General features: G+C 72.6%; 17 protein-coding genes. 10 read left to right on the top strand and 7 right to left on the bottom strand.

Going from position 1 to position 21579, the window contains the following annotated elements; translation table 11 throughout:
- Positions 1-8 precede the first annotated feature (8 nt).
- The 4 genes from ACFV6X_RS04705 to ACFV6X_RS04720 are packed head-to-tail and all read right to left on the bottom strand — an operon-like array spanning position 9 to position 6721.
- Entirely contained in the window at positions 9-1244 is a 1236-nt protein-coding gene (locus tag ACFV6X_RS04705; RefSeq protein WP_385377612.1) for an SGNH/GDSL hydrolase family protein, read from the bottom strand.
- Entirely contained in the window at positions 1241-3604 is a 2364-nt protein-coding gene (locus ACFV6X_RS04710) for a glycoside hydrolase N-terminal domain-containing protein (protein WP_385377615.1), read from the bottom strand. Before ACFV6X_RS04710 ends, ACFV6X_RS04705 begins: the two co-directional genes overlap by 4 nt.
- Positions 3605-3663: 59 nt before the next feature.
- Complete coding sequence (locus ACFV6X_RS04715; RefSeq protein ID WP_385377618.1) at positions 3664-5502, bottom strand: alpha-galactosidase D; 1839 nt, start codon at positions 5500-5502, stop codon at positions 3664-3666.
- A 43-nt stretch (positions 5503-5545) separates the two neighbouring features.
- A complete protein-coding gene (locus ACFV6X_RS04720) occupies positions 5546-6721 on the bottom strand; it encodes an ROK family protein (RefSeq protein WP_385377620.1) in 1176 nt (391 codons plus the stop codon).
- Between the two features lie 284 nt (positions 6722-7005).
- Between ACFV6X_RS04720 and ACFV6X_RS04725 the strand changes: the two genes are divergently transcribed.
- The 9 genes from ACFV6X_RS04725 to ACFV6X_RS04765 all read left to right on the top strand — a co-directional run bounded on the left by ACFV6X_RS04725 (position 7006) and on the right by ACFV6X_RS04765 (position 16692).
- Positions 7006-8352, top strand: coding sequence for a CAP domain-containing protein (locus tag ACFV6X_RS04725; protein ID WP_385377623.1), 1347 nt, complete (start codon positions 7006-7008; stop codon positions 8350-8352).
- Between the two features lie 136 nt (positions 8353-8488).
- Positions 8489-9166 (top strand): AIM24 family protein, encoded by a 678-nt coding sequence (locus ACFV6X_RS04730; protein ID WP_385377626.1) that lies wholly within the window; start codon positions 8489-8491, stop codon positions 9164-9166.
- 173 nt (positions 9167-9339) lie between these two features.
- Positions 9340-10392: a tetratricopeptide repeat protein gene (locus ACFV6X_RS04735; protein WP_385377629.1), complete on the top strand. Its 1053-nt coding sequence runs from the start codon at positions 9340-9342 to the stop codon at positions 10390-10392.
- Positions 10389-11420, top strand: coding sequence for a polyprenyl synthetase family protein (locus ACFV6X_RS04740; protein WP_385377632.1), 1032 nt, complete (start codon positions 10389-10391; stop codon positions 11418-11420). Before ACFV6X_RS04735 ends, ACFV6X_RS04740 begins: the two co-directional genes overlap by 4 nt.
- A gap of 167 nt (positions 11421-11587) precedes the next feature.
- Entirely contained in the window at positions 11588-13204 is a 1617-nt protein-coding gene (locus ACFV6X_RS04745) for a serine/threonine protein kinase (RefSeq protein ID WP_385377635.1), read from the top strand.
- 68 nt (positions 13205-13272) lie between these two features.
- Complete coding sequence (locus tag ACFV6X_RS04750; protein WP_385377638.1) at positions 13273-14244, top strand: LLM class F420-dependent oxidoreductase; 972 nt, start codon at positions 13273-13275, stop codon at positions 14242-14244.
- Between the two features lie 120 nt (positions 14245-14364).
- Entirely contained in the window at positions 14365-15396 is a 1032-nt protein-coding gene (locus ACFV6X_RS04755; protein WP_385377641.1) for a hypothetical protein, read from the top strand.
- A gap of 62 nt (positions 15397-15458) precedes the next feature.
- Complete coding sequence (locus ACFV6X_RS04760; protein ID WP_385377644.1) at positions 15459-15884, top strand: SsgA family sporulation/cell division regulator; 426 nt, start codon at positions 15459-15461, stop codon at positions 15882-15884.
- Between the two features lie 142 nt (positions 15885-16026).
- On the top strand, positions 16027-16692 hold the full coding sequence (locus ACFV6X_RS04765; RefSeq protein WP_385377647.1) for a DUF2238 domain-containing protein: 666 nt from the start codon (positions 16027-16029) through the stop codon (positions 16690-16692).
- On the opposite strand, the gene ACFV6X_RS04770 is transcribed toward ACFV6X_RS04765, so the two are convergent.
- On the bottom strand, positions 16686-17120 hold the full coding sequence (locus ACFV6X_RS04770) for a DUF6328 family protein (RefSeq protein ID WP_385378128.1): 435 nt from the start codon (positions 17118-17120) through the stop codon (positions 16686-16688). The two genes, ACFV6X_RS04765 and ACFV6X_RS04770, sit on opposite strands and share 7 nt — an antisense overlap.
- Positions 17121-17255: 135 nt before the next feature.
- A complete protein-coding gene (locus tag ACFV6X_RS04775; RefSeq protein ID WP_385377650.1) occupies positions 17256-18239 on the bottom strand; it encodes an aldo/keto reductase in 984 nt (327 codons plus the stop codon).
- Between the two features lie 137 nt (positions 18240-18376).
- Between ACFV6X_RS04775 and ACFV6X_RS04780 the strand changes: the two genes are divergently transcribed.
- Positions 18377-20101 (top strand): cholesterol oxidase substrate-binding domain-containing protein, encoded by a 1725-nt coding sequence (locus ACFV6X_RS04780; RefSeq protein ID WP_385377653.1) that lies wholly within the window; start codon positions 18377-18379, stop codon positions 20099-20101.
- A 6-nt stretch (positions 20102-20107) separates the two neighbouring features.
- On the opposite strand, the gene ACFV6X_RS04785 is transcribed toward ACFV6X_RS04780, so the two are convergent.
- Positions 20108-21310, bottom strand: coding sequence for an FAD-dependent monooxygenase (locus ACFV6X_RS04785; RefSeq protein ID WP_385377656.1), 1203 nt, complete (start codon positions 21308-21310; stop codon positions 20108-20110).
- Positions 21311-21579 lie beyond the last annotated feature (269 nt).

The raw sequence follows: 21579 nt of genomic DNA on the forward strand, positions 1-21579 counted from the left end.
CCGCCCGGTCAGTCGGTGGCCGTCGGCGCGCCCGCCCGGGGCCCGGCGGCGCACTCGAGGCTCGTGAGGTCGACGGAATCGGCGAGCGCCTGCATCCCCTTGTCGTTGGGGTGCAGGTGGTCGCCGTTGTCGAAGAACGGCATGATCCGCTCGGGGTCGTAGGGGCTGCGCAGGATGCGGTCGAAGTCGGCCACGGCGTCGAACGTGCCGCTGTCCCGGATGAACGCGTTGACCTCCTGCCGTACGGCCTCGGCGGCCGGATCCCACTCCGACCAGCCCTTGAAGGGCCCCACGGTGGCGCCGACGACGCACTTGCCCGCCGCGTGCGCCCGCGCGGCGATCTCCCGGTAGCCGGCGACGAGGTCCCCGGCCGTGACGCCGGTGTGGGCCTTGATGTCGTTGACGCCCTCGAACACGAGGACCGTGCGGACGCCCGGGTGGGACAGCACGTCGCGCTCCAACCGGTTCAGGGCGCTGCGCCCGGCCCCGTCGGCCAGGACCTTGTTGCCCGAGATCCCCTCGTTGGCCACGCCCCGCACGGTCGCCCCGGGCGCCGCCGCGAGCCTGCGGGCGAGGTAGTCGGGCCAGCGGCGGTTCAGGTCGGTGCTGGACTCCCAGCCGTCGGTGATGGAATCGCCGAGGGCGGCCACGGCGCCTGTCGTGGCGCTCGTCCGGACGGTGACGGCGTCGAGGTAGAACCAGGAGCCGACGGTGTCGGTGAAGTGGCCGGCGCCCTCCTCGGCCGCGTGGTCGCCCTGCGCCGCGTACGAGGTCTGCATGGCCATGCCGTGGCCGGTCGCGGGACCGGCCGCGTCGGGGCTGTGCAGGCTGATCACCAGGTTCAGGCCGGCGGCGGCCTTGCCGGGCAGCGGGTCGCTGAGGACGGTGGCGCCCGCGGGGACGGTGACGGACCGCCCGCCGGCGAAGGTGAGCCGGCGGTTGCTGCCGGGGACCAGCGCGGCGCCCGCCCGCTGGATGCCGGCGTGGACGCTGTCGAAGGTCACCGGCCGGTCCCCGAAGGCGTTGGAGAGCCGGATCCGCAGATCGTCGCCCCCGACGCTGGTGCGCACGACCAGCCGGTAGCTGCGGTCGGCGACCGCCTCACCCACGCGGTCGGCACTGGCGCCCCAGGTGATGACGTCGTGCTTGGCCGGCGCCGCCTGCGCCGCCAGCGGGACCTGCGACACCGCGGCCACCAGCAGGACGCCGATCATCCGCCCGAGCCGTACGCGACGGCCGCTCACCGGCCGAGGTCCTTCAGCGTGACGGACTGACCCGGCTTGAGTGTGACCGTCCGGGAGGCGCCCCCGTACGCCACGGCCGTGGTCCGGCCGCCGACGCTGCGGAGCCGGACCGAGATCGGCTTCCCGTCCCGCCAGTGGAGGTCCACGACGAAGCCGCCACGCGCGGCGACGCCCTTGACGTGGCCGGAGGCGGCCCAGGCGTCGGGGAGGGCCGGGAGGAGTTCCAGGTGGCCGGGGCGGGAGTACAGGAGCATCTCGCTCAGGGCGGCCGGCGTGCCGAAGTTCGCGTCGATCTGGAAGATGCCACGGCCCTGCTCGACCTCGTAGATGTCGAACAGGTTGAAGGCGGTGCCGTTGGCGCCGCCGGTGGACGGACGCAGATTGTTCACAATGAGCTGGTAGGCCTTCTCGGCGTTCTTCAAACGGGCCCAGCACAGCGCGCGCCAGGCGTTCGCCCAGCCGAAGCTGTTCATACCGCGCGCGGTGAGCTGCGCGGTGGCGCCGTCGACGACGTCCTTCGGGGTGGAGTCGTCGGGGCGGATGCGGTCGCCCGGGAACAGCCCGACCAGCCCGGACAGGTGCCGGTGCGTCGTCTCGCCCAGGTTGTCCGGCGACATCCACTCCTGGAGCCAGCCCGTCTTCGGGCTCACCTCGGGCAGGTACAGCTTCCTGCGCAGTCCCGCGATCGTGCCCGCGTAGCCTGCGTCCTTGTTCAGCCGGGCGGACGCGGCGCAGAAGTTGCCGAAGAGCGCCCACACCAGTTCCTGGGCGTAGGTGATGCCCTTGGCGTCGAGCGGGCCGTGCTCGGGCGACCAGTCGCTGTCCGCGATCAGCACCTCACGGGAGGTGCCGGGGAGGGTCGTGGTCAGCAGCCGCGCCTCCCAGAACTCGCAGGCGCCCTTCAGCAGCGGGTAGATCTTCGCCAGGTGGTCGCGGGACTGGGTGTACTCGTAGTGCTCGAACAGGCTGTTGCAGAGCCAGGCGTTGCCCGCGGGGTGCCACCACCAGCCGTTGCCGCCGTGCGGGTTGGTGGAGATGGCCACCGTCCAGCCGGCGATCCTGCCGCTGGAGTTGCGGTAGCGGTTGCGCGGGTCGTTGAAGAGCTTGTGCGTGAGCTCGGTCCAGGACGGGAGCTGGGCGAGGCAGTAGTCGGTCAGCGCGTCGAAGCACGGGGACAGACCGGTGCGGTCGGCCATCCAGTAGTTCATCTGGATGTTGATGTCGGTGTGGTAATCGCCCATCCAGTCCGGATCGTTGCCGTCGAGCCACAGCCCCTGGAGGTTCAGGGGCAGGCTGCCGCGGGAGCCGGAGATCATCAGGTAGCGGCCGTACTGGAGGTACGCCGCCTCCAGTTCGGGGTCGGGGACCTCGTCCCGGGCGCGTGCCTTCAGCCGCTCCCAGGTGTCCAGCGCGCGCTGCTCGGCGGTCGACTCGCCGAGGGAGAGGTCCAGTCGGCCGTACAGGTCGCGGTAGTCGGCGACATGGGTGCGCAGCAGGGTGCCGGCCGGGTGGGCGGCGGCGGCGCGCACCTTCGTACGGGCCAGCCGCTCCGGGTCGAGGGAAGGATCGCGGTAGTGGGTGGCGGCGTCGGGCGCGTAGTCGGTGCCGCCGCTGACCACCACCGTGAGCTCCTTGCACCCGGTGAAGTCGATCCGGGAGCCGCTCACCGCGACGCCCCCGCCGCTGCCGCGGGCCGTCACGGCGGCGCCGTAGCGCAGCCCGTTCGGCAGGGCGGCCCCGAAGGACTCCGCGCCCGCCTTCTCGCCGTGGGTGCCGTCCAGGGTGATGGTGCCGGTGTATCGGCCGCCGCCGCTCTGGGTGAAGTGCAGGACGATCACGTCGTCGGGCCGGCTGGCGAAGACCTGCCGCCGGTAGGTGACCTCGGAACGGACGTAGGAGGAGGCCACGACGCCCTGGACCAGGTCGAGGGTGCGGCGGTAGCCGGTGACGGCCGACAGGTCGTGGTCGGGGATGTCGACGGTGAGCCGGGCCAGCAGCGTGAAGGAGCCGAAATCCGCGCGGCCGTAAGGGAACTGACCGTCGGCGTCGAGGGTGTCGTTGAGGCCGCCGGTCCACATCGTGGCGTCGGTGAGCAGCAGCAGTTCGCGGCCGGGGTCGTTGCTCGCGAGGGCGCCGAGGCGGCCGTTGCCGACGGGCAGGCCCTGTTCGATCATCGAGTGGGCGTCGCCCGGGGCCCGCCACCACAGGGTGTCGCGTGCGGTGCCGGTGGGGAGCGGGGCGTCGGCGGCGGGGCGCCGGGGTGCGGCGGAGGCGGTGAAGGCGGGCAGACCCGCGAGGGCGGTGGCGAGGCCGGCCGTCGTGGCGGCGGAGAGCAGGGTTCTTCTGCTGGGTTCGGACATACGGGCGGCTCCCGGTACGAGGAGGAGCGGGACCCGGCCGGCGCCGGGTCCCTCGGGGTTCAGAGCGACTTCGGTACGTCGATCCGGTCGACGTCCGGCGCGTAGCCGGAACCGCTGTCGAGCGTGATCGTGTTGGCGCCCGCCTTCAGCTTCACGGGCACGCTGACGGTGGCGGCGGTCCCCCAGTCGCCGGTGGAGGCGAACTTGTGGCGCACCGCGCCGCCTCCGTTGGCCGAGACGTCGAGCGTGCGCGGGTCACCGCTGACGTAGGCGACCTTGACCTGGTAGGTGCCGGCCTTGGCGACGACCACGTCGTTGAAGGTGACCTTGCCGCCGAGGTAGAGGTTGCCGACCTTGCGCTCGCCGGAGCAGGCGGAGCAGTCGGCGACGGAGGCCTGGCCGCCGAGGGTGTTGGCCGGGGACTCGGCCTCGTAGCCGGTCGTGGTGACGGCGGTGCCGCGCGGGGTGACGGTGAAGAGACGGGAGCCGTGGGCGGGCAGGGCCTGGGTGATGCCGCCTCGGTGGGAGCCCAGGTTCTCGCGGTTCCACAGGTCGCGCACGTCCGCCTTGCCGGTGAAGCCGAGCATGCCCCAGTCGGCGGTGACGGCGGCCGGCGCGTCACCGAGGTTGAACAGGGCCACGGTGTAGGTGCCGTCGGGGTTCTTCGCCGCCCACACCTGCTGCGGGTCGGACGGCGTGACCGGCTTCGCGGGCGGCGCGGCGGCCTGGTTGACGGCGATGACCTCACGGTTGGTCAGCAGGGAGAGACCGTAGGAGTCGAGCCGGGTCAGGTCGTCGCCGCTGAACAGCGGGGACTTGGCGATGGCCCACAGGGTGGCGTGGCTCTGCCGTTCGGCCTTCGTCAGGCCGTCCATCTCGCCGTTGCCGACGAGGAGCGCGTCGAGGTCGTTCCAGCCGCCCGGGCCCGCGTGCCGGGTCCAGGCGGGGGTGTCGTCCCAGCGGTCGACGACGCTGTTCTCCCAGGTGGCGAGGGTGTTGCAGTAGCACTCGACATCGGTGTCGATGCGCCAGCCGTTGGAGTACTTCTTCCAGTCCTCGGCGTGCCCGATGTCCAGGGACCAGGACAGTTCGAGGTGGATCGGCCGACCTGCGGTGGCGATGGCCTTCTGCCAGGCGGCCACGTCGGCGACGTTGTCGTAGTTGTCGCCGCTCTTGAAGGAGCCGGGGCCCACGCCGTCGAGCTTGAGGAAGTCGTAGCCCCAGTCGGCGAAGAGCCGGGCCTGGGAGTCGATGTACTTCTGCGCGCAGGGGTCCGCGAAGTCGATCTTGTAGGCGCTGTCCCAGCCGTTGGTGGTGCGCAGGTCGTCGTGGACGATGTCGGCGGTGGTGCAGCCCTCGGCGTTCCAGATCGGCACCTTGCCCTCGCCGTACGCCTCCTTCTCCAGGCCGACGGGCAGGTAGATCCCCGCCTTGAGTCCCTTGGCGTGGATGTGGTCGGCGACGGCCTTCATGCCCCGGGGGAAGCGGTCCGGGTCGGCCTTCTGCCGGCCGTGGTCGTCGAACCAGGGCTTCCACGCCTTGTCACGCCACCAGCCGGCGTCGATGTTGACGTACTCGTAGCCGTACCGCTTCAGCTTCGCGGCCATGGCGTCGGTCTGCTTCAGGACGTTCGCCTCGGTGAGATAGCTGTAGTCGCCGTCCGGGTTGAGGCCGGGGTACTTCGACGACTGCATGCTCCAGCTCGACCAGCCCATGTAGGGCTTGGCGGCGAGCGCCGGGGCGGCGGTGCCGGACGCGGGCCGGTCGGGGGCGGCGGTGCCGGCCGGGGCCTGGGCCTGGGCCGCCGGGACGGCGGTGGCGAGGCCCGCCGTGAGGGCGAGGACGACGACGGCCCTCAGGCCGCGTGCGGGCAGGACGGAGTACGAGGGTGACCGCATGGGTCGTACCTCCTGGGCTCGGTACAGCTAAGGGTGGGTCGGGCTAGTTCTGGTCCGTGGTGATGAAGCTCTGGATCGCGGTCGCGGCGGCGCCGCGTGCCCATTCCTCGAAGGGCAGCGGTCGGGTCCGTACGGCACACTGGGCGGCCGAGCCGAAGGCGGCCGCCGCGAAGGCGTCGCGGATCTGCTCGGCGAACAGGTCGTAGGCGGCCAGTCCCTCGCCGGAGATGGTCACCAGTTCGGGCCCGAAGAGGTTGGCCACCGTGGCGATGCCCCGGCCGATCGCCTCACCCGCGCGCGCGTACACCGCGCGGGCCCCGGCGTCGCCCCCGTGCGCGAGGGCCAGGGCCGCGGCGGCGTCGGCGACCTGGACGCCCGTCACCTCCCTGACCCGGGCGAGAATCGCCTCTTCGCCGGCGATGGCCTCGACGCAGCCCCGGTTGCCGCAGTGGCACGGCGGGCCGGCCGGGTCGATCGCCACGTGGCCGATCTCGCCGGCCACACCGTGCGCCCCGGCGACGACCCGCCCGTGCACGACGAGGCCGCAGCCGATGCCCGCGCCGACGGTGACCACGGCGAAGTCGGACAGGCCCACCCCGGCGCCGAACCACTGCTCGGCGACCGTCAGGGCGCGTACGTCGTTGTCGACGGTGACCGGCAATCCGGTCGCCATGGCGGCGAGTTCGGCGAGCGGTACGTCGCGCCACTCCAGGAACGGCGAGTAGCGAACGGCTCCCGCCGCGCGGTCGACGTCGCCGGAGACCGCGAGTCCGATGCCCCGCACCCGGACGCCGAAGCCGTCCGCCTCGGTGAGCAACTCGCGTACCAGTTCCGTGATCTGCGCCAGGACCGGCTTGGGGTCGCGGTCGGGCAGCGGCACGTGGCGCGCGACGCGGATGCGGCAGCACAGGTCGGTGAGGACGCCGATGAGTTCGTCGCCGGTCACCTTGACCCCGATGAACAGCGCCCGGCCGCCGTCGACGCGCACCGGGTTCGCCGGCCTGCCCAGCGCGCGGCGGGCCTCCTCGTCCGCGTCCTCCACCAGATAGCCGGCCTCGATCAGGGGCCGGACCGCCTTGGTCACCGCGGCGGCGGACAGCCCGGTCCGCTCGGCCATCTCGGAGCGGGTGAGCGGGCCGTGGGACAGGACGGTGGTGAAGATCTGCGAGGCGGCCGGCGTAGGGACCGGGAACACCTCGACAGGGGAGGTCGAGGGCATGGCGGGAACCTAGGCGGCTTATTTTCCGCTGTCAATGAAAGAAGCAGGAATCAACACAAGGTTGAGTTGAGCCGCCGTCAGGCTTTCAATTGCAAGATACATATGGACTGTTGTGCACTGATCGAAGGCGGCCCGGTCGGTGTCCCCGGATCCACCGCCCCTCGAAGGGCGTTGCCTCCCCGCGGCGGCGGCGACGCCGCCGGGAACCGCCGACCCTCGGCGTGCGTTGTCCGCAACGACACCCCCGGACCTCTGACCACGACGGACACCAGCAGGGCGGCAGCATGAGCGAGTTGGTCCCCGGAGGCAACGTGCCGCTCCCGGACGGCGCCCTGACCGTGCGGGTGCCCGGCCCCTTCGACCTGGCCGCGCTCGTCACCGACGACGGCGGCAGGGTGCGTGGCGACGGCGACTTCGTGTTCTACAACCAGCCCGCCGCCCCGGGGGCCGTCCTGCGGGGCCACACCCTCACGGTCGACCCGCCGCGGCTGCGCGCGGGGGCCACCCGCGTGACGGTCGTCGTCAGCCCCACCGACCCCACGGTGCCGCTGGGCCGCCTCCCCGTCCCCACGCTGTTCGTCACCGATGCGCACGGCCGCCACCTCGCCCGGTTCACTCCTCCGCGCCCCGGGCAGGAGACGGTCCTGCTGCTCGCCGAGCTGTACCGGCGCGGCGCGGGCTGGAAGGTGCGCGCTCTCGGGCAGGGGTACGCCGACGGACTGGCGGGCCTGGCGCGCGACTTCGGCGTGGACGTCCTGGACGACGGCACACCGTCCGCCCCTTCGCCCCCCGTCCCGACCGGGCCGCCGAACGCCGCGCGTCCCGCCGCCCCGCCCGGCCCACCGTCGGCCCCGGATCCGCTCGGCTTCCTTCCCCTCGTCAACTTAGCGCGTGCCCGGGCCGGTTCGCCGCCCGTGGCCCTCGACGCGCGCCTCACCGACGCCGCCCGGCAGCACGCCCGCGCCATGGCGGCCGCCGGCCGGCTCGGCGTCGAGGGCGGGGACGGTGTCGCGGTCCACCAGCGGGTGACCGCCGCCGGATTCGCATACCTCACCATCGGCGAGCACCTGGTCTCCGGCCCGCGCACGCCCGCCGAGTTCGTCGACCACTGCCTGCGCACCCACGGCCTCCGCCGCACCCTCCACGACCCGGCCTTCACCCACGCCGGACTCGCTCATGCCGACGGCGGCCGGTCCGGGGACACCTTCTGGACCGCGCTGTGGGCCACGCCCCTCACCCCGGCCGGCCTCGCCCGCGCGACGGCCGACGTCATCGATCTCACCAACCACGCGCGCACCCGGGCCGGTCTGCCGTCGCTGGCCCAGGGCCCGGCGCTGACCAGGGCCGCCCAGGCGCACAGCGACGACATGGTGGCCCGCGACTTCTACTCCCACACCGCGCCGGACGGCAGCCGCCCCTGGGACCGGGCCGCCGCCGCGGGCTCCACCCGCCGCTCGATCGGCGAGAACATCGCCTGCGGCCAGCGCTCCCCCACCGAGGTGGTGACCGGCTGGATGAACAGCCCCGGCCACCGCGCCAACATCCTCAAGCCGGACTTCACACACATCGGCATCGGTTTCGCGGGCGGCGGCCGGTCGGGCACGTACTGGACCCAACTGTTCGGCGGCTGACGACGAGGACAGGCAGGCCCCCGGGATGCGACGGGCCTCCCCCGGTGGTCGGCGGGTCTGGCCGACCGGCCCGCCCCGCACCCGCAGTTCCGCGGCCGATGTTGGCAGAACGGCATACACCGGACAGGATGCCCGCATGAAGGGTGACCTCTTTTCCAGTGAGCACATGGTCCAGCCCGCGCAGGCGCCGGGTATGACCGTCGAGAACACCAAGTGCATCAGGTACGCCGTCAACGGTGAGATGCTGGCCCGGCAGGGCGCGATGATCGCCTACCGCGGCAACCTCGCCTTCGAGCGCAAGGGCCAGGGCGTGGGCGGCATGCTCAAGCGCGCGGTCACCGGTGAGGGGCTGCCCCTCATGGCGGTGCGCGGCCAGGGCGAGGCATGGTTCGCGAACGAGGCGCAGAACTGCTTCGTCGTCGACGTCGAGCCGGGCGACGAGTTCACGGTCAACGGCCGTAACGTCCTGTGTTTCGACGCGACGTTGTCGTACCGGATCGCCACCGTGAAGGGCGCGGGCATCACCGGCGGCGGCCTGTTCAACAGTGTCTTCAGCGGTCAGGGCAGACTCGGTCTGGTGTGTGACGGCAGCCCCCTGGTGATCCCCGTCTCGGGGCAGTACCCGGTCTACGTCGACACGGACGCGGTGGTCGGCTGGACCGCCGGCCTGCAGACCTCCCTGCACCGCTCGCAGTCCATCGGCTCGATGCTGCGCGGCGGTTCGGGTGAGGCCGTCCAGCTCATGCTGCAGGGCGAGGGGTACGTCGTCGTGCGGCCCAGCGAGGCATCGCCCCACAAGCCCCAGCAGCACTGAGCGGACCGAAACCCCTGACGGGCCCGAAGTGATCCTGCCTCGCGAGCAACCCTCCTGACCGTACTGACGTCTTGATCGACAACAGTGACGCCCTGGCCTCTCTGAGGCCAGGGCGGTTTTTCCGGGTGCTATACACACCATGTATACGCACCATGTATACATGAAGGGCATACATGTATCGCAAGGCAGTCGCCCCGGAGTACCAGGGCGCCCTCACCACGCTGTCCGTGAACTCCTCGCTGGTCGAGGTACTGGCCACCGGAACCGAGCAGTTGAGGGCCGCCGAGCGTGCCGGCCGGCCCGGCGAGATGGCCCGCTGCGGGCTCGCCGTCGCCGAGGCGCACCGGCGGCTCGGGCAGGTACGGGAGGCGGAGCAGGCCTGGAAGGCGAGCTACCGCGCCGCCCGGGACGCCGGGGACACGGCCGCGAGGGCGTGGGCCCTGTGGAGCGGCGGCACGCTGGCCCGGCAGCGCGGCGCGTTCGCCCTGGCCCGGCGACTGCTGGGGCTCGCGGCCGAGCTCGGCGAGCGCGGCGGCGACATCGTGGTCCGCGGCTACTCGCTGGCGGGCCTGGCCGAGACCGGCCGCATCCAGGGCGACTACGAGGCCGTCGGTAGGCTGCACGAGCAGCTGCTGGCCGAGGCCCGCCGGCGCGGCGAGGCACGGCACACGGTGTGGGCGCTGGAAGGCATCGCGCAGATGCACCGCAACACCGGGTCCTACGACCGGGCCCACGTCCTGTTCGAGGAGGCGGCCCAGATCGCCGCGCGCGCCGACGACCGGCGCGGGCACGCCTGGGCGCTGCGCGGCCTCGCCGACGTCGTCTCCGTGCGGGACGGCGACACCGAACGGGCACTCGCCCTGCTGAGCGAAGCGGAGACCACGTGCCGGGCGATGAACCTGACGAGCGCGCTGGCCTACAACCACAAGATGCGCGGCAACGTCCTCTACCGCGCGGGGCGGTACGCCGAGGCACGCGACCTCTACGAGCAGGCGCTGGCGGAGTTCCGCGACATGAGCGAGCCGCGCGGCGAGGCGCTCGCCCGGCTCGGCCTGGCCAAAGCGCTCGCGCAGCTGGGCCGCGACCGGGACGAGACGGCCACGGAACTGGCGTCCCTGGCAGCGGAGCTGGACCGCATCGGGCTGCGGCACGCACGGGAGATGGTGGCGCGGGCACAGTGGGAATTCGGCCTCGACGCGGAGCGGGCCCTGGAGGTCGTACGGTGACGGCGCTCGACTCTGCCGTCCGGGACCCGGCATCGGCCACCGAAGTCCTGGACCGCTGCCGGGAGTTGGTGGGGCCGGCGCTGCGGGAGGCGGTCGAACGGATGCACCCGTGGACCGGTGAGATGGCGGCGTACTCCTTCGGCTGGTGCGAGGTCGGCGGCGTGCCTGCCGTCGCGCCGGGCGGCAAGGGGCTCCGGCAGGCGCTGGCCGTGCTCGGCGCGGAGTCGGCCGGGGCGCCCGGGGAGAGCGGCGTGCCGGCGGCGGTCGCGGTGGAGCTGGTGCACGCCTTCTCCCTCCTGCACGACGACATCATGGACGGGGACACGACCCGGCGCCGCCGCCCCGCCGTGTGGAAGGCCTACGGCACGGGTCCGGCGGTCCTCGCGGGCGACGCGCTGTTCGCGCTGGCCGTCACCACCCTCGCCGGGGCCGGACCGGACGCCGTACGACTGCTGTCCGTGGCGCTGGGCGACCTGGTGCGCGGGCAGGCCGACGACCTGCTGTTCGCGGCCCGGCCCTGGAGCGGCCCCGAGCGTGTGCGGCCCGCGGAGTACCGGGCGATGGCCGAGCACAAGACGGGCTCGCTGCTGGGCGCCGCGCTCGCCCTGGGAGCCCTGCTCGGCGGCGCGCCCCCGGCCACCGTCAGCGCCCTCGACCGCGCCGGACGCCATCTCGGAGTCGCCTTCCAGGTCGTCGACGACGTCCTCGGGATCTGGGGCGAGCCCGCCGTCACCGGCAAGCCCGTGCTCGCCGACCTGCGGGAGCGGAAGAAGACGCTCCCGGTCCTGTGCGCGCTGGACTCCCCCGACCCGGCGGCCCGGCGCCTCGCCGCGCTCATGGAGTCCGCGGGGGACCCGGCCGAGGCCGCGGAGCTGATCGCGGCGGCGGGAGGGCGGACGGCGGCCCTGGCCGAGGCGCGCCGGCACATCGACGCCGGAGAGGCCGCGCTCACGGACGCCTCGCTCGACGCGGGGGCGGCCGCCGAGCTGCGGTCGGTGGCGGGTTTCCTGGTGCGCCGGAAGCTGTGACGGCCGCCGCGCAGTGCTCGACGAGCCGGGCGATCGGCGCCACGGCACACTGACCGAACGTCAAAATTGTGACCTCGCCCTAATACGCCTCCCGGTCGTTGAACACACTCCGTGGCGCCCCGCGTACCTCTGGGAAAGGTGAGAGCCAGGCGTTCAGAGGGATGACCATGAGCAAGGCGTACGTCTCCGCACACCAGTTGGTCGCCGGGAGGTACCGGCTCCTGGAGACCGTCCATCGCGAGTCGAACCGCGTCTGCTGGTACGGGGAGGACGTCGAGGCCGGGCGCCCCTGCCTGCTGACCCAGGTGGGGTTGCCGGGCGAACCCGACGGGGACGCCGCGCGCCGGACCGTCGGCCGCATCATGCGCACGTCGGAGACGATGGGACGGCTGTGCCCCGGCCGGGTCGCGACCGTGGTCGACGCGGTCGCGGAGGAGGGCGCGCTGTGGACGGTCACCGAGTGGCTCGGCGGTACGCCGCTCGGGGAACTCCTCGCCGAGCACGGCTCGTTGAACTACGTGCGGGCGGCCCGCATCGGGCTGGAGCTGCTCGACCTGCTGGAGGCCGCGCACGGCGAGGGCATCACGCACGGCGAGCTGAGCCCCGGCCAGATCCTCGTCCGCGAGGAGGGCCCGGTCGTCGTCGCGGGCTTCGGGCTGGCGGGCGCGACGCTGGCCCCCCGGCTGACGGCTCTGTCGTACGCCTCTCCGGAGCAGGCCCGCGACGAGCGGATCGGCCCCGCGGCCGACCTGTGGGCGCTGGGCGCGATCCTCTACACGATGGTCGAGGGGCGCCCGCCGTTCCGGGAGCGGGACCGGCCCGAGGCCACGCTGAAGAGCGTGGACCGGCTTCCGCTGCGCACGCCGCTGCGCGCCGGACCGCTCACCCAGGTCGTGCAGGGCCTGCTGCGCAAGAACGGCCGGGAACGGCTCACCCGGCCCGTGGTGCGTCAGGCGCTCACCCGGGTCGTGAACGAGGACGCCGACGCGACCCTGCCCCCCGCGCCGGTCCCCCGGCTGCGCCGCGCGTACGCCACCGCCCTGCACGTCACCGACCCGGGGTGGAGCAGACGGACCATGATCGCCGGGACGGCGCTGGCCGTCGTCACGGTGACGGTCGCGGTACTCGCGGTGACCCGTGACCTGCCAGGCACGGACACCTCCGCGTCCGGCGGTGAACGCCGCCCGCCCTCCTCCGCCGGCGCACCGGACCCGAACCGCCCGTCCACCCCCGCGCCGACGCCCACCGCACCGGCCCCGAGCACCCCGGCCGAGCCGCCCCCCGGCGTCTCCCCGTCGCCCTCGGTACCCACCCTGCCGCCGGGCTTCCGCACCTACCGCTCCCCCGAGGGCTTCTCCGTAGCCCTACCCCAGGGCTGGAAGCCGCTGAGCACGACGCGCGCGTCCGATCTCGCCTACCGCGTGGTGCTCGGCGCACCCGGTGACGCGCGCACGCTGGCGGTGACGTACAGCGCGCGCGTCGGTCCGGAGCCGGTCGCGGTCTGGCGCGACGACGTCGAGCCGGGGCTGAGGCAGACCGCCGAGGACTACCGGCGGCTCGGGGGCATCCGCGCGACGACCTACCAGGGGCAGGCGGCCGCCGACATGGAGTGGCTCGCCGACGTCGACGGCAGCCGGGTGCGCACGCTGGGCCGCGGCTTTCTCATCGGCGGCGGGCGCGGTTACTCACTGCGCTGGACGACCCCGGCCGAGGTGTGGGACGACGCGGGCAACCGCCAGGCCCTGGAGGCCTTCTTCCGCACGTTCCGGCCGGCCGGGGCCTGAGCGGGACCGCCCCTGATCCGTGCGCCACTGCGCCGTTTCCTCTCGTCTCGCGCGGAAACTCGGCCCCTATGGTGCAAATCGGATACACGATGATGACCGAACAGGCCGGCCCCCGCGATCTCGTGGACCACGTGGTGCGGGCCGAGGAAGCGGGGTTCGACTTCTCCGTGACCTCGGACCACTACTTTCCGTGGCTGCGCTCGCAGGGTCACTCACCGTACGCGTGGAGTGTGCTCGGCGCGGCCGCGCAGGCGACGGAGCGCATCCCGCTCATGACCTACGTGACGTGCCCGACCGTCCGCTACCACCCGGCGGTGGTGGCGCAGAAGGCGGCGACCATGCAGTTGCTGTCGCAGGGCCGCTTCCGGCTGGGGCTCGGGTCGGGCGAGAACCTCAACGAGCACGTCGTGGGCGGCGGCTGGCCGTCCGCCGACGTACGGCACGAGATGCTGGAGGAAGCGGTCGAGATCATCCGGGCGCTGTTCGCGGGCGGTCATGTGAACCATCACGGCACGCACTTCGACGTGGAGTCGGCCCGACTGTGGGACCTGCCCGAGGACCCGCCGCAGATCGGCATCGCCGTCTCCGGCGAGCAGTCCTGCGCGCTGGCGGGGCGGCTCGCCGACCTCGTCATCGCCACCGAACCGGAACAGGGCCTGCTGGAGGCCTTCGACCGGCACGGCGGCACCGGCAAGCCGCGGGTGGGCCAGCTGCCGGTCTGCTACGACACCGACCGCGACACGGCGGTGAAGCGGGCGCACGCGCAGTTCCGCTGGTTCGGCAGCGGCTGGAAGGTCAACTCCGAGCTGCCGCACCCGGACTCCTTCGAGTCGGCCACCCAGTTCGTCACCCAGGACGACGTCGCCGCGTCGATCCCGTGCGGCGACGACCCGGAGGACTTCGTGGCGGCGGTCCGCCCTTACGCCGAGGCCGGGTTCACGGAGATCGCGCTGGTGCAGATCGGCGGCGACTCGCAGCCGGAGTACCTGGACTGGTCGGCGAAGACCCTGCTGCCGGCGCTGCACGACGCCCTCGACTGAGCGGGCCTCCCACCTCCCGGCGACCGCGCCGCAAAGCATCGCCAAGGGGTGCATATAGGCTGCGTCTGCGCGCGCGTCGCCTCGCGGGCGCCGTCCGCACAGCCTCCAGGAGAGTCACCCGTGACCCTAGCGTTCGTCCCGCCCGAGTCGTCCCCCGCCCCCCTGTCCGACCTGGTGGCACGGGACGCGCGCGAGTTCGGCACCTACGCGCGCACCGGCGGCTGGGCCTTCGCCCTGATGGTGGCGCGCAGTGTGCGTCCGGGCGGCCAGGGCGCGGACGAGACGCCGAAGGTGTCCGCGAAGGAGTTCGCCGGGCTGGCGGGGTGCTCGCCGGAGCGGGTCATGCGCTACTACAAGGCCTGGGACCGTGCCGCGGACGACGGCGTGGTCCCGCACTTCGAGACGCTGACGCCCGGTCAGGAGGTGGAGCTGCCGGACGCCGACGTGTGGCTGACGTACTACGTCGCCCGCTCCGGTGCCACCTCCGAGCGCGGCACCGCCATCGCCGAGTCCGCCGCGGCGGAGGGCATCCGGCCGACCAAGGCCCTGGAGGTCGCGGAGAACCCCACCGCGCTGCGTGCCGCGATCCTCGCCGACACCGCCACCGCCCAGGCGGCCCGCCGTGCCCTCCTCGACCGCGTCCGCGAGGACCCGGAGCTCCAGACCGAGCTGGCCCGGGATGTCGTCCGTACCGAGGACCTCAAGAAAGCCGTGGCCAGCGAGAACCGCTCGGCCGACCGGATCGGCTACGTCCGCCAGATCGCCGAGTCGGGCCAGATCCGCACGCCCGCCGGGCAGACCGTCGACGCGCCCGCCGACCTGCGGCAGGAGGCTGAGCGGCATCTGTCGCTCCTCGACGAACTGGACGAGGGCGAGGACGCCGGCGAGTGGGCCACCGAGGCCTACGGCACCATGCGGTCCCGGGTCGCCGAGGCCGTCGAGGCCGATCCCGAACTGCGCGTGCAGGAACGGCGGACGAAGTTCTACAGCAGCCTGCACAAGGCGACCAAGGCGTTCGAGGAACTGACCTTCGACGACGCCCGTGACTTCTACGAGGACGACATGGTGCAGCGCCTGGAGAAACTCCAGCAGGCGATCACCACCTGCCTCTCGGCGTTGCGCCGGGCACCGGAGAATCACCCTCAGGACTGAGCATCACGTGCACGACGGGGGTACTAGAGGTCTCTACGACCGTTCTCCCCGGAGGCCCTCTGGTGAACCCCAATGTGCACAAGACCCTGGTCATGCAGCTCCAGGCGGGCGCCACGGACCGCTTCCCCGTGCTCGCCCATCTCGGCTACGACGCCGACGACCCGTTCGCGGTCACCATGGTGTTCAGCCATGACGGCCATGTACTGGCCCGGTGGCGGCTGGACCGCGAGATGGTCCTCGACGGGCTGCGGCGGCCCGTCGGCATGGGCGACGTGCGGTTCCGCCCGGTGTCGACGGGCGTGTGGGAGGAGCTACGCATGGAGTTCTTCGGCGACGCCCGGTCGGACGGCGAACGCCATCACGCGGTGGTGTTCGCCTGGGCCGCCGCCGTCGAGTCGTTCCTGCGCCGGACCCACGAGATCGTCGCGCCCGGGCAGGAGCAGATCGAGGTGGACGACTTCCTGGCCGAGGTCATCGCCGAGGGCTGAGTAGCCTTGCCCATCTCCATTGCGTGCGGCGGGAGTTGCGCAGCCGTACGGATACCTCACGCGGCGGGAGTTGAGTAGCCGTACTCATGCCCGCGTCGCGCGGCGCCGACACGATGGGGCTCCCACGAAGAGGAGTGCGCCCATGTCCGCTGTCAGTCCGGACCCACGCCGGGTCTCCCCGCTGTCCGCCGCCCGCTCCGGCCGGCGCCTGCCCCCGCTGCTCGCCGGGCTGGTGGTCGTGGCGCTGGCGGTGTCCGCCTGGGAGCCGCACGACCGGGCGACCTGGTTCCTGGAGACGGTGTGGGTGATCGTCGGACTGCCGCTGCTGTTCCTGACCTGGCGGCGGTTCCCGATGACGGGCCTTCTGTGCTGTCTGCTCGCCGCGCACGCGCTGGTCCTGGTGCTGGGCGGCCACTACACCTACGCGCAGGTCCCGCTCGGCGACTGGGTGCGCGACACCTTCGGCCTGGACCGCAACCCCTACGACCGCTTCGGCCACCTCATGCAGGGCTTCGTACCGGCCGTCCTGGTACGGGAGTTGCTCGTGCGTACCTCACCGTTGCGCGGCAGCCGCTGGCTGGCGCCGCTCGCCGTGTGCGCGTGCCTCGCCTTCAGCGCGGTCTTCGAGATGCTCGAGTGGGCGGCGGCCGTGATCGGAGGCGAGGCGGCGGACGCGTTCCTGGCCACACAGGGCGACGTGTGGGACACGCAGTGGGACATGTTCTGCGCCCTGGTCGGCGCCACCGCCTCGCTTCTCCTGCTCAGCCGGTTCCATGACCGTCAGCTGAGCGCACTGACCCGTCAGTGACCGGTGCCGCTCGTGTGGCGGCGCCGGGTCCACAGCGGCAGCGCGAACCAGCACAGCACGTACCAGACGACGACGCCCGTCACGATCCACGGCACGAAGGGGTCGTGGGTCGCCACCCGCAGTATCAGCAGCAGTGCGCAGGCCATGGTGAGGAGCAGCAGGATCAGGCCGACGAAGGTCAGCCGAGAGGCCCAGGTGACCGCCTGCGGCTTCACCCGGCGCCCGGAGACCAGGCGGTGCAGCGACACCGGCCCGATCAGCGCGCCGGTCGCAGCGGCGCCGACCACCACCGTCACGATGTAGATCCTGCGGTCCGTGTCCGAGAGGTCCGCGAAGGTCGGGGTGAAGACCACGGTCAGCAGGAAGCCGAACAGGATCTGGACGCCCATCTGCGCGACCCGGACCTCCTGGATGAGGTCACCCCACATGCGGTCGGCCCGCTCCTCCTCGGTCTCGTCGCGCCCTCTGGGCCGGTGCGTACTGCCTTCCGCGGTCGTCACGGTTCCTCCCGGTTGAGAAAGTCCGAAAACTCTTCCCCACCGGGTTCCCCGTGAACAGCGCTGCTACCAGCGAGCTTCGACCTGGTCCTTGATCCGCGTGGTGTACAGGTCCTGGACCGCGCCGAGCGTGGCGTCGGGCAGGGCCGGCAGGTGGGCGGCGGCCGCGTTGGCGCGGGCCTGTTCGGCGGAACGGGCGCCGGGGATCACCGTGGTGACGCCGGGCTGCTGGACGATCCAGCGCAGAGCGAGCTGGGCCGGGGTGCAGCCCTCGGGGGCGAGGGCGGCGAACTCGGCCGCGGCCTCGACGCCGGTGGCGTAGTCGACGCCGGAGAAGGTCTCGCCCTGGTCGAAGGACTCGCCGTGCCGGTTGTACGTGCGGTGGTCGTTCTCCGGGAAGACGGTGTCCTTCGTGTACTTGCCGGACAGCAGGCCCGAGGCGAGCGGCACCCGGGCGATGATGCCGACGCCGGCCTCCCGGGCGGCGGGCAGCACCTCACGCAGGGGCTTCATCCGGAACGGGTTGAGGATGATCTGCACGCTCGCCACGTTCGGCCGGGTGATCGCGGTGAGGGCCTCGGCACAGGTCTCCACGCTCACCCCGTACGCGGCGATGCGCTCCTCCTCGACCAGGGTGTCGAGGGCGTCGAAGACCTCGTCGGAGGAGTAGACGGGCGTGGGCGGGCAGTGCAGCTGCACCAGGTCGACACGGTCGACGCCGAGGTTGCGGCGGGACCGGTCGTTCCAGGCGCGGAAGTTGTCCAGGACGTAGTTCTCGGGGATCTGCTCGACCCGGCGGCCCATCTTGGTCGCGACCAGCACGTGCAGGTCCGGCCGGCTGCTCAGGAACGTGGCGATGGTCTGCTCGCTGCGCCCGTCGCCGTAGACGTCGGCGGTGTCGAAGAACGTCACCCCCGACTCGGCCGCCGCCTCCAGCACCGTGAGGGCTTCCTTGTCGTCGACGTCCCCCCAGTCGGCGCCCAGTTGCCAGGTGCCGAGACCGACGACCGACGCATGCTGACCCGACCTGCCGAATTCACGTTCTTCCATGGGCGTCAGTCTGTCATCCGCCACCGGCGTGCACGGAGGCGGTCGCCATGGCCCGCCACCTGTGCATTCCTCACTCACACGAGTGAGGGAACGCGGCAGGCGGACGGATCGCGCCCGAACCGCCCTAGCGTGAACGCGTGACCGATGGTTTGACCGAAGAGCCCCCTTTCTGCACGCGCCGCGGTTTCCTGCGCACCGCCGCCGCCCTGTCCGCCGTACCGGCCGTGCTGGTGCCGGATCCGGCGTCCGCCGCGCGGGAGCTGCCCGGCTTCCCCGCCGACGTCGGCCTGTACCGGACGGCGTACCGGAACTGGACCGGCGAGATCACGGCCACCGGCCTGTGGGCCTGTGCCCCGGACGGGCCGCAGCAGATGGTCGCGGTCGTGAACTGGGCCCGGCGCCAGGGCTGGACGGTCCGTGCCCGCGGCGCCTCGCACGGCTGGTCCCCGCTGACGATCCCGGAGGGGACGCAACCGGCCGCCTCCGTCCTCCTGGTCGACACCACCCGGCATCTCACCGGCCTCGCCCTCGACGGCAGGTCCGCCGTGCGTGCCGGCACCGGTGTGACGATGGAGGCGCTGCTGACGTATCTGGAAGGGCACGGACTCGGCCTCACCGCCGTGCCGGCACCCGGCGACCTCACGCTGGGCGGCGCCCTGGCCGTCGACGGACACGGCACGGCCGTACCGGCGCGGGGCGAGCGGCGGCTGCCGGGGCACACGTACGGCTCGCTGAGCAATCTGGTGCTGTCGCTCACCGCCGTGGTGTGGGACGAGGGCAGCGACGCCTACGTCCTGCGCACCTTCCGTCGGGACGAGGCCGACTGCGCGGCGTTGCTCACCCACCTCGGGCGGGCGCTGGTGACGGAGGTGGTCCTGCGGGTGGGGGCCGACACCCACCTGCGGTGTGTCAGCCGCGTCGACATCCCGGCGGGCGAGTTGTTCGCGGCGCCCGGGTCGGGCGGGCGGACCTTCGAGAGCTTCCTCGACGCGTCGGGGCGGGTGGAGGCGATCTGGTTCGCCTTCACGGAGCTCCCGTGGCTGAAGGTGTGGAGCGTGGCCCCGACGCGGCCGCCGGCCTCGCGGCGGGTCTCGGGGCCGTACAACTACCCGTTCTCCGACAGCGTTCCGGAACCGGTCGCGGATCTGGTCGGGCGGATCGTGGCGGAGGGCGCCTGGTCGCTGGCGCCGGTGCTGGGCAATCTGCAGTACGACGTGGCCGCGCTCGGGCTGGCGGCGACGCTGTCCGGGGACATCTGGGGGCCGTCGAAGAACACACTGCTGTATCTGCGGCCGACCACCCTCCGGGTGCACGCCGACGGCTACGCGGTGCTCACCTCGCGGGGGCAGGTGCAGCGGGTGATCCACGAGTTCACGGGCTTCTACCGGGAGCGGCTCGCGGCCCACGCCGCCCGGGGCCGCTTCCCGGTCAACGGCTCGGTGGAGATCCGCGTGACCGGCCTCGACGATCCCGCCGACGCCGAACTGGCGGGCGCCCACGCCCCGTTGCTGTCGGCGGTGCGACCGGCCGAGAGCCGTCCCGAGTGGGACTGCGCGGTCTGGCTGGACGTGCTCACCCTGCCGGGGACGCCGCACGCGGAGGCGTTCCTGCGCGAGTTGGAGCGGTTCCTGCTCGGCCGCTACGACGGCCGCACCGGCGGTGGGTACGCGCTCGCCCGGGTCGAGTGGTCCAAGGGCTGGGCGTACACCGACTCGGACGCGTGGCGGGACGAGGACGTCATCGGCACGACGGTGCCCGCCTCGTTCGGGGAGGGCGTGTGGGGGCGGGCGGCCGGCGTGCTGGACCGGCTCGACCCGCACCACGTGTTCAGCAACGCCTTCCTGCGGCGGCTGCTGGGCTGAGCCGGGCTACCTCAGCGTGCGGCCGTGGGCCGTGCGGGCGAGCTTCGGGCCCAGCCAGCGCTTGAGCCGGCGCAGGGCCTCCAGTTGCCCGGCCGCGCGGTCGAGCCGGTAGTACAGCTGCGGCGGGACGTACGGCAGCAGGGGCGAGTGGCGCTGGCCCAGCAGGGCGAACATGCGCTCGGGCGGCAGATGGATGTAGCGCGGCAGGTTCTCGTACCACTGGGCGCTGTAGCGGGCGGCGCTCTGCGTGGGCAGCAGGGCCGCCTTGCGTTCGCGCTCGTAGCGGGCGAGGGCCTGCGGGAGGTGGGCGTGCTCGCGGAGGGCCGCCGCCAGCGCGATGGCGTCCTGAAGGGCCAGCGTCGTGCCGGCGCCGATGGAGTAGTGCGTGGTGTGGGCGGCGTCGCCGACGAGGACGAGGTTGTCGCGGTACCAGGTGCGGTTGGTGAGGGTGCGGAAGTTCAGCCACTGGGCGCTGCCGCGCGCGCCGGAGCGTGCGATCAGCCGGTGGCCGTCGAGGACGACGGCGAAGAGCTTCTCCAGCAGGGCGAGCCCGTCGGCCTCGCCCGCGCCGTCGAGACCGAGGCCGGTGAAGGTCTCTGGGGCGCACTCGACGACGCAGGTGCTGCGCCGGTCGTCGAAGGGGTAGCCGTAGCACCAGATCCAACCGTGCGCGGTCTCGACGAAGGCGAAGGTGAAGGAGTCGAAGACCTTGGTGGTGCCGAGCCAGATGTAGGAGTTCCGGCCCGCGGTGACCTCCGTGCCGAAATGGCCGGCGTGGCGGGTGCGCAGGGTGCTGCGGACGCCGTCGGCGGCCACGACCAGGTCGGCGTCGGGCAGTCGGTCGGGGGCGGTCTCGTGCTCGTACTCCACGCGGACGCCCAGGGTGCGGGCACGGGCGGCGAGGATCTCCAGGAACCGGTGGCGGCCGATGCCGAAGCCCTGGTCGCCGGGGTGCCGGGTGGTCAGGTCCCGTACGTGTGCGACGCCCTCGTTCCAGCGGACCGAATGCGCGTCGAGGACGCGGGCCGACTCGGGGTCGTGCTCGTGGAGTGTGTCGAGCAGTCCGCGCCAGTACGTGACGCCCCAGCCGTAGGTCGAACCCTCCGGGTCACGTTCGTACACGGTGATGTCATGGGACGGGTCCTGCCGTTTGAGCAGGATCGACAGATACAGGCCGGCGGGCCCGGCGCCGACGCAGGCGACCTTCACGCACACCCCTAGGAATTACTCATAGCGATCATTTCGCGACGCAGGGTAGCAGGCGAAAGGCGCCGCGACCGGCCGCTCGAAATCGCGTCATCTTCGCGGAGTGAGCCAGGCCACGCGGGGCGCGGCCGCCGGCGACGGATCGCCGCAAAGATCGCGGCAAGGGGAAGGAATTCCCTCTTCCGGGCTGTCCGGGCAGCCACGTCGGCAAGATCAACTTGATTCAACCTTGTACGAGATATGGGCAGTTGTCCGGATCAGGGCCAACCGTG

The organism is Streptomyces sp. NPDC059861, assembly GCF_042731435.1.
Taxonomy (GTDB): Bacteria; Actinomycetota; Actinomycetes; order Streptomycetales; family Streptomycetaceae; genus Streptomyces.

What these genes read in the sequence shown, in the direction of transcription:
- ACFV6X_RS04710 (WP_385377615.1), bottom strand. Translation starts at nt 3,604, where the DNA reads ATGTCCGAACCCAGCAGAAGAACCCTGCTCTCCGCCGCCACGACGGCC.
- ACFV6X_RS04715 (WP_385377618.1), bottom strand. Translation starts at nt 5,502, where the DNA reads ATGCGGTCACCCTCGTACTCCGTCCTGCCCGCACGCGGCCTGAGGGCC.
- ACFV6X_RS04720 (WP_385377620.1), bottom strand. Translation starts at nt 6,721, where the DNA reads ATGCCCTCGACCTCCCCTGTCGAGGTGTTCCCGGTCCCTACGCCGGCC.
- ACFV6X_RS04725 (WP_385377623.1), top strand. Translation starts at nt 7,006, where the DNA reads ATGAGCGAGTTGGTCCCCGGAGGCAACGTGCCGCTCCCGGACGGCGCC.
- ACFV6X_RS04730 (WP_385377626.1), top strand. Translation starts at nt 8,489, where the DNA reads ATGAAGGGTGACCTCTTTTCCAGTGAGCACATGGTCCAGCCCGCGCAG.
- ACFV6X_RS04735 (WP_385377629.1), top strand. Translation starts at nt 9,340, where the DNA reads ATGTATCGCAAGGCAGTCGCCCCGGAGTACCAGGGCGCCCTCACCACG.
- ACFV6X_RS04745 (WP_385377635.1), top strand. Translation starts at nt 11,588, where the DNA reads ATGAGCAAGGCGTACGTCTCCGCACACCAGTTGGTCGCCGGGAGGTAC.
- ACFV6X_RS04750 (WP_385377638.1), top strand. Translation starts at nt 13,273, where the DNA reads ATGGTGCAAATCGGATACACGATGATGACCGAACAGGCCGGCCCCCGC.
- ACFV6X_RS04765 (WP_385377647.1), top strand. Translation starts at nt 16,027, where the DNA reads ATGTCCGCTGTCAGTCCGGACCCACGCCGGGTCTCCCCGCTGTCCGCC.
- ACFV6X_RS04770 (WP_385378128.1), bottom strand. Translation starts at nt 17,120, where the DNA reads ATGTGGGGTGACCTCATCCAGGAGGTCCGGGTCGCGCAGATGGGCGTC.
- ACFV6X_RS04775 (WP_385377650.1), bottom strand. Translation starts at nt 18,239, where the DNA reads ATGGAAGAACGTGAATTCGGCAGGTCGGGTCAGCATGCGTCGGTCGTC.